3 protein-coding genes and 1 pseudogene are annotated in these 3,932 nt (G+C 62.6%); 2 read left to right on the forward strand and 2 right to left on the reverse strand.

The window, feature by feature from the left end:
• A pseudogene (locus Q0R27_RS06745) lies at positions 1-187 on the forward strand (2,3,4,5-tetrahydropyridine-2,6-dicarboxylate N-succinyltransferase); the annotation flags it as partial.
• Positions 188-354: 167 nt separating this feature from the next.
• On the opposite strand, the gene Q0R27_RS06750 reads toward Q0R27_RS06745, so the two are convergent.
• Positions 355-2,955 (reverse strand): TonB-dependent receptor, encoded by a 2,601-nt coding sequence (locus Q0R27_RS06750; RefSeq protein WP_293942651.1) that lies wholly within the window; start codon positions 2,953-2,955, stop codon positions 355-357.
• A gap of 225 nt (positions 2,956-3,180) precedes the next feature.
• Here Q0R27_RS06750 and Q0R27_RS06755 point away from each other — a divergent pair, with 225 nt between their 5' ends.
• Complete coding sequence (locus Q0R27_RS06755) at positions 3,181-3,714, forward strand: GNAT family N-acetyltransferase (RefSeq protein WP_293942653.1); 534 nt, start codon at positions 3,181-3,183, stop codon at positions 3,712-3,714.
• A gap of 70 nt (positions 3,715-3,784) precedes the next feature.
• Here Q0R27_RS06755 and Q0R27_RS06760 read toward each other — a convergent pair.
• The coding region (locus Q0R27_RS06760) for an SDR family oxidoreductase (protein ID WP_293942655.1) at positions 3,785-3,932 on the reverse strand (148 nt) is incomplete at its 5' end.

The following is a 3,932-nucleotide window of genomic DNA, read 5'->3' on the forward strand; positions in this document are numbered from 1 at the left end:
GACCAAGATCGTCGACCGCGCGACGGGCGAGGTGATGTACGGTCGGGTGCCCGCCTACTCAGTGGTCGTCCCCGGCACGCTGCCAAGCGCCAACGGCGGGCCGAGCCTCGCCTGCGCGGTCATCGTCAAGCGCGTCGACGAGAAGACCCGCAGCAAGACCAGCATTAACGAGCTGCTGCGCGACTGACCGTCATTGCGAGCAAAGCGAGGCGATCCGCCCGGGTCGCTTCGTCGCCTCGTCGCCTTTCAGCGCCCGCCCACATCGTCGTCATGGAATGCGAACTGGCGACGGAATAGGGACAAAAAAAGGGGAGGGCCGAAACCCTCCCCTTGGCATTCGTTCGTGGCTGCCGATCAATATTTGATCTTCACCTTGGCGTACCAGAAGCCGCCATTGATTCCGAACGGCCCGCCGCTGCGCGGATAGATCTGGCCGTCGGACAGGCTGTTGGTCAGCGTGTAGATGGGGTTGTCGGGCGACGCCTGGATCTTGTCAGGGTAGGTGTTGAAGATATTCGTCGCGCCGAGCGTCAAGGTGAAGCGGCGAGCAAAGGTGTAGCTGACGTCGAGGTCGGTCGTGAATTTCGACCCGAACCGCTGCCCGGCGATGACCTTACCCGTGCCATCGCGGAACGGATAATCCTCGGCATCGACCCATGAGCTGTAGTAGTTTTCGCGGGCGTTGATAGCCAGCGGCCCCTTGACCCAACCAGCGGACAGGGTTGCCCGATGATGTGGCGCGAGTCCGCCGATATCGATGATCTGCGAATCGCTGATCGTGCCGTCGGTCTTGGTCACCTTGCTCTTGTTATAATTGTAGGCGAGCGTGAGGTTGAGATTTCCATCGACGAAACCGGTGCGGTACGTCCCGACGAAATCGATGCCCTTGGTCGAGGTATCGAACGAGTTGGTGAAATACTGAACCGCGCCGCCGACACCGACCGATGCCAGTTCCGGCAGCGTGTTGATGTTGGCCTGAGTCACCGTGTAGTTTTGCGAGATGAAGATGCGGTTCTTCACGTCGATCTTGTAGGCGTCGATCGTCACCGTCAGCCCGGTTGCGGGCTTCAGGACAACGCCGGCACCATAATTCTTCGACTTCTCCGGACGGAGCGGCCTGGCGCCATAGAATTGGGCAATGCTGCTTGTCACCGGGAAGGTGCCGATCTGCAGCGAGTTGCCCTGGAAGAAGGTGGTCGAGAGGACCTGCGTGTTGTTCTGGCCGGGCGACGGGGCATGGAAGCCGGTCCCGATCGTGCCGCGGATCGAGATCGCATCGTTCAACTTGTAAATCGAGTTTACCTTGTAGACGAATGCGCTGCCGGACGATTTATAATTCTCGTAGCGACCGGCAACGCCGACGCTCCACGCCTTGGTGAGGTCGGCTTCGATATCGCCATAGACGCCATAGCTCCTCTCGGAGTGAGTTCCGGCATAGGTCGGGCTGGTGCCGCCATAGCCGCTCGCCGCCGGGCTCTCGGTCGCGGTGAAGGTGCCGGTCGGAGCGTAAACGCCGGGCGAAGTCTGAATGAAGAGCGGATGCGCAGCGGCATAAGGACCCGCGCCATAGCTCTGCGGATCGCCCGGAGTCGCGGTGAACGTCTCCTTGCGATACTCAGCGCCCCCGGAAATAGTCACCGGGCTGGCGAGGCCGGCCTCGACTTCGTAGCTCAGGTCGAGGTTGGCATCGAATTCCTTCTGGATCTGTTTGCCGAACTTGAAGCTGGTCTGCGAGGCAGCGCCGTAGGACGGGCTGAACGAGCTATACATCGACAGGTCGAGGGTGTTCTTGCTCAGCGAGGTCGACAGATCGTAGCGGAATGCGCCAGCGCTGCCCTTGTAACCGATGGTGCCATATTCCTGCTTGCTGTTGCCGACAAAGCGCGGCGTGAAGCCGGCCGGGTAGATCGAGCTCAGCTGGAACGTGTTGGTGTCGAGCACATAGCCACCCGCTGTGCAGGTCGCGCTGCCGGTCGGGCAGGGCATGTTATAATAGGGGTGCTGGAAGAACGAGCGTCCGCCCAGATTGTTGGTGCCGCCAGCTGTCGTGGTGAACGGCCGCGAGCCGAGCAGCGAGGAGCGGAAGTTGAAGCTCTCGTCGACGTGGTTCTTGGCGAAGTTGGCGAACAGGTAGATTTTGCTGTCGGGGGTGACGTTGATCGCCGAGTTGAGCAGGAACTTGAAGCCATGGCTCGGCGACGAGCCCCAGATCTGGGCGGGCAGCGGGTAGTTGGGCAGCTGGCTGGCCAGCGTCGGATTTTCGGCGGCAAAGGCAACGGCGGTCGGACGGGTCGCGCCGCGGCTGCTCTGACCGTCATGGTTATATTCGCCGGCCAGGTTGATGAAGCCCCAGTCGCCCTTGACCCCGGCATCGCCCGCGATCTGATAGCTCTTGCCGTCCTTGTGGTCGAAATTCTGGCCGTAGCGGCCTTCGAGTTCGATCCCCTGATCGTCGCGCAGCCCATAGTTGAGCACGCCCGCAATCGCGTCCGAGCCATATTGCGCCGTGGCGCCGTCACGAAGGACCTGAAGGCTCTTGATGCCGATCGACGGGATCGACGACATGTCCGACCCCTGCGAACCGAATGACAGACCGGTGTCGCCACCGGCATAAACCTGGACCAGCGCCGAGCGGTTGAAGCGCTTGCCATTGAGCTGAACCAGCACTTCGTCCGAGGGCAGGCCGCGCAGCGACGGCGCGCGCACCAGGCTCGACGCATCGGCGATCGAGTTCGTGCTGGAGAAGAAAGACGGGATGATATTCTTGAGCGAATCAAGGATGTTACCGGTCGGCTGCGACTTCAACTCAGCCGCGCTGATGATGTCGATCGGCGACGCCGAATTCGTCACCGTGCGGTCGGTCCGACGCGTGCCCAGCACGATGATTTCCTCACCGACCGCCTTGGTTTCGGCGACCTGTGGCTGAACGGCCGCAGCGGTGGCGTCTTGTGCCAAGGCTGCTCCAGGAATGGCTAGCAAACCGATCAAGGCGGTCGACGAAAGAATGGCTGCGCGGAGCCCGTGCGAATGCTTGTGCATGAAAGTTCCCCCAACGCCTCCCCAGCGCTTCTCCCGCACAAATTGGAGATTTGCGCGATCCGGTCAAGATCGGGACATCATTCACCGACCGTTTGTTGCGCAGGCGTTGCATTTTTGCACTTGGCTGCACACACTACGCCGATGCTCTCTCATCGCCTGGCCGACGAAGCCGATCTCGAAGCATTGCGCGCGCTGATGGCGTTGGCGATCGAGGTCAACCAGCGCCCCTACCTCTCGCCCGCCGAGCTCGCCGTCAGCGGCACGACGATGGGCCTCGATACGCAACTCATCGCCGATCGCACTTACTTTGTTATCGAGGAAGAGGGCCAGGTTGTCGGCTGCGGCGGGTGGAGCTTTCGCGCGACAACCCATGGCGGCGACCAGAGCCAGGTCGTGCGCGACGCGGCCCCGCTCGATCCGACGCGCGACGCAGCTCGCATTCGCGCCATGTACACCCATCCGGACCACGTCCGCCGCGGGATCGGGCGACTCATCCTCGACCTTGGCGAGACAGCGGCACGCGACGCCGGCTTTGCCAGGGCCATGATGGTCGCCACCCTGTCGGGCGAGCCGCTCTATCGCGCCGCCGGCTATGAAGAGGTCGAGCGCATCACGTCGGACCCGGTTGGCGACGTCCGCGTGCCCCTGATCGTGATGCACAAGCGGCTTCGTTGAAACCGGGATGGCGCCTCATCGCGCGGCCTGTTGCCCTCGTCTGCGTTCGCCCGTCGGCAAAGGCGGCCGCCTAGAATCGCGCCATCGCCCCGCCACAGATTCGCCAGCCCATGCCGTTGACGAAGCGCGCTTCGTCGGAGGCCAGGAACAGCGCCGGGCCGGCAACGTCCGCGGGTTCACCGATATAGCCGACCGGGGCCTTGCCTTCCCAGTAAGCG

Origin of the sequence: Sphingomonas sp. (genome assembly GCF_025362505.1) — a bacterium.
In the GTDB taxonomy this organism is placed as follows: domain Bacteria; phylum Pseudomonadota; class Alphaproteobacteria; order Sphingomonadales; family Sphingomonadaceae; genus Sphingomicrobium.

Bases quoted from the DNA above. Each gene is read 5' to 3' on its own strand.
- Q0R27_RS06755 (WP_293942653.1), top strand. From the start codon at position 3,181: ATGCTCTCTCATCGCCTGGCCGACGAAGCCGATCTCGAAGCATTGCGC.